3 protein-coding genes are annotated in these 3,314 nt (G+C 41.2%); 2 read left to right on the top strand and 1 reads right to left on the bottom strand.

All coding sequences use genetic code 11. The features are described from left to right. Window positions 1–376 precede the first annotated feature (376 nt). Window positions 377–1,159, bottom strand: a complete 783-nt coding sequence (locus tag GT508_RS14225) for a class I SAM-dependent methyltransferase (RefSeq protein ID WP_161144512.1) — start codon at window positions 1,157–1,159, stop codon at window positions 377–379. Between the two features lie 165 nt (window positions 1,160–1,324). On the opposite strand from GT508_RS14225, the gene GT508_RS14230 reads away from it, so the two are divergent. Both GT508_RS14230 and thrH read left to right on the top strand, forming a co-directional pair. Continuing rightward, window positions 1,325–2,200, top strand: a complete 876-nt coding sequence (locus GT508_RS14230; RefSeq protein WP_161144513.1) for a TrmH family RNA methyltransferase — start codon at window positions 1,325–1,327, stop codon at window positions 2,198–2,200. A 77-nt stretch (window positions 2,201–2,277) separates the two neighbouring features. Continuing rightward, window positions 2,278–2,883, top strand: coding sequence for a bifunctional phosphoserine phosphatase/homoserine phosphotransferase ThrH (thrH, locus tag GT508_RS14235; RefSeq protein ID WP_055284951.1), 606 nt, complete (start codon window positions 2,278–2,280; stop codon window positions 2,881–2,883). The last annotated feature ends 431 nt before the right edge of the window (window positions 2,884–3,314 follow it).

Here is a 3,314-nt window from a genome sequence, read left to right on the forward strand (position 1 = left end):
ATAAATAATTTTTTAGACTGCCAATCAGACAGTCTATTTGTGGTACGCAAATATATTTTGTGACAGAAAATAAAAAAGATAAAAATAATTATTGACTTTTCTTAGCAGGTTTCATTCGTAAGGCATTTGATACACACGGAATAAAGCTTGAAAAGGCGTTCCAGTGAATGTGAAAGAGGCGTTGGTAATTCTTAAGGGGTAAAATTCTGCGTTAGGTTTTCAAAATTTGACTGTCTGAGGCGTATGCCGAGTTTCAAATTTTGAAAGCCTGCTTTTAGCAGAATTTTACCCCTTTAGAATTGACCCGCCAATGGAACCTGAGCAGGAACGCCTTTTCAAGCTTTATTCCGGTTCGGGTATCCACAGCCTTCCTGAATTAAATCCCAATCTTCTTCAAAATATCCACCGTATGTGATCCTGCCCCCACAAGTTCCGGGCGTTCACATACCGAAAGATGATATCGGATAAATGTCTCAAATGTCTCATCATCCATCGCATTGAGTACCGGGCGCATATAATCCGAAGGTCCGTCTGCTGAGATTACTTTGATCCGTTCCAGTCCGGCAGCCTTATTATATGCATCCATATCTTCCAGACGTACATAATCATAGAGGTCTTCCGGTTTTGGCTGTACACGGAAGTTTTCATCAATCTTTCCACTTTCTATACATTCTAAAATATGATTCTGTTTGAATCCATAGGTCAGGACGCTGTATTCATTCATACAGTAAGCAACCAAGATTACACCGTCATCTTTTAGTACACGTTTTGCTTCGGTCAGTGCCTTGACTTTATCTTCCATGGAATACAGATGGTACATAGGGCCAAATACCAGGATCAAGTCGAATTCTTTATCCGAAAAGCGAGATAATTTCATAGCATTACCCTGATAAGCTTTTACGGAACTGTTCTTCTTTTTTAAAATGCCAAGATTATATTTAACCAGTTCAACAGCGGTGACATCGTAACCTTCTTCCGCAAGGGCGACACTGTAACGGCCGGTTCCTGCACCTACATCCAGAATTTTTGCAGATTTATCTTTTGGAAGATATTCGTGTATATATTTCATAGAAGTTGTAAATTCGACTTGTCCATGCCGGCTTCCAAGACGTTTTTCTTCGTTAAATTTATTATAATATTTCTCAAGTTCAGTCATCATAGTGAAGAATTCTCCTTATATCAAAAAAATATCTACTCATACCTTATCCACTTTAACATAAAGTCCGGGATTATGGGCATAAAATATTTACAGAATTGAGAAAATATCATTCATTCTGTATAATAAGATAACAATAAGATCCTGTAAATGACAAAGAAGAGGAAAATGATTATGGATAATACAGAAACTGCGAATATAAAGCTATTACAGAATGTAAAAGAAATTACGGATTTTGATGCTTCGGAACTGGATGTATATGCAAGGCTCACAGAAGCACAGCTTTTGAACAAAGACCATCCGGAGAAAGGACTGTTTATTGCGGAAAGTCCGAAAGTGATTATCCGGGCATTGGATGGAGGATATGAGCCGGTGTCTGTTCTGGTAGAAAAAAAGCAGGCTTTGGAAGATGCGGAAACAATAGCCGTACTTGAACGGTGTGCCAATGTACCGGTATATACGGCAGAATTTGCTGTACTGACGAAGCTTACCGGGTTTAAACTGACCAGAGGAATGTTATGTGTGATGAAAAGGCGGAATCTGCCAGGGCTACGGGAAATCTGTGCCGGCTGTGACAGAATAGCAGTACTTGAAAATGTAATGAATCCCACAAATGTAGGCGCTATCTTCCGTTCAGCAGCGGCACTTCACATGGATGCAGTGGTTTTGACAGGTGGATGCAGTAATCCGCTTTACAGAAGAGCAAGCCGGGTCAGTATGGGGACAGTGTTCCAAATTCCGTGGACATTTGTGGATAGATCTGTAAGCTGGCCAAAAGAAGGAATGCATATATTACGTGAACTGGGATTTAAGACGGCGGCGATGGCATTGAAAGAAAATTCCGTAAGTATCGCTGATCCGAAACTCGCAAAAGAAGAGAAGCTGGCAGTGATATTGGGAACGGAAGGAGACGGACTGCTGGCAGAAACCATTGCCGCCTGCGATTATACGGTAATGATTCCGATGTCACACGGTGTGGATTCGCTGAATGTCGCAGCTGCCAGTGCGGTTGCATTCTGGCAGTTAGGAATGAAGAATTGCTAATAAAAAGAATGTAAAATCAGCAAACTTGTGTTATGATAAAAAGCAAAAAGACAAACAGGTATAGGAGGAATCATAGAATGTATATTACATGTCTGGATGTTGAAGGAGTATTAGTACCGGAAATATGGATCGCATTTGCCGAGGAAAGTGGAATCCCTGAACTAAAAAGAACGACAAGGGATGAACCGGATTACAATAAACTGATGAGATGGAGACTGGATATTTTAAAAGAACATGGACTTGGAATCAAGGAAATCCAGGAAACGATTGCTAAGATCGACCCACTCCCGGGAGCAAAAGAATTCTTAGATGAACTGCGCTCTTTCAGTCAGGTAATTCTGATCAGTGATACTTTTACAGAATTTGCACAGCCATTGATGGAAAAGCTCGGAAGACCGACATTGTTCTGCAACAGTCTTGAAATCGCAGAAAATGGCGAGATCACAGATTTTAAGATGCGTGTGGAAAACTCAAAACTCAGCACCGTGAAAGCACTACAGTCTATTGGATTTGAAACAATTGCAAGTGGCGATTCGTACAACGATCTGGGCATGATCCAAGCAGGAAAAGCAGGATTCCTGTTCCGCACCACTGATAAGATCAAAGAAGATCATCCGGAGATTCCGGCATACGAGACATATGCGGAATTGTTGGGAGCTATAAAATCGGTAATTGGGATTTAATTCAGGAAGGCACGACGACCCGGACCTGCATAAAAAGTAGGAAGCCGTTCCTGTTCAGGTTCCGTCGGTGGGAAATACTAAAGCGTCAAAATTATGCTAAAAACGGGCTCCCGAAATTTGCAACTCGCCATTCGGCTCAAACAGGCAAATTTCGAAAACCCAACGCATAATTTTGACGCTTAACTATTTCCAACACCTTCTTCACATTCACTGGAACGGCTTCCTACTTTTTATTCCGTGGGTGTCGAATGCCTTAAGAATGAAATGGCAAGTGCGTAACCGTAGTGGCCTTCACCGGGTTACACTTCCGGGCATTTTATTTATTAACATTCGCTGCCAGTCACGACTTGAAGGAAACAATAGATAAGGATTATTGTGAATGTGGAATGCCGTTAGAAACAATTAGAGAGTCAGAAGCACCGTTAAAGGAA

It is taken from the genome of Dorea sp. BIOML-A1 (assembly GCF_009875615.1).
Lineage (GTDB): Bacteria > Bacillota > Clostridia > Lachnospirales > Lachnospiraceae > Dorea_A > Dorea_A amylophila.

Coding starts and splice junctions, on each gene's coding strand:
- GT508_RS14230 (WP_161144513.1), top strand. CDS start 1,325: ATGATTATGGATAATACAGAAACTGCGAATATAAAGCTATTACAGAAT.
- thrH (WP_055284951.1), top strand. CDS start 2,278: ATGTATATTACATGTCTGGATGTTGAAGGAGTATTAGTACCGGAAATA.
- GT508_RS14225 (WP_161144512.1), bottom strand. CDS start 1,159: ATGATGACTGAACTTGAGAAATATTATAATAAATTTAACGAAGAAAAA.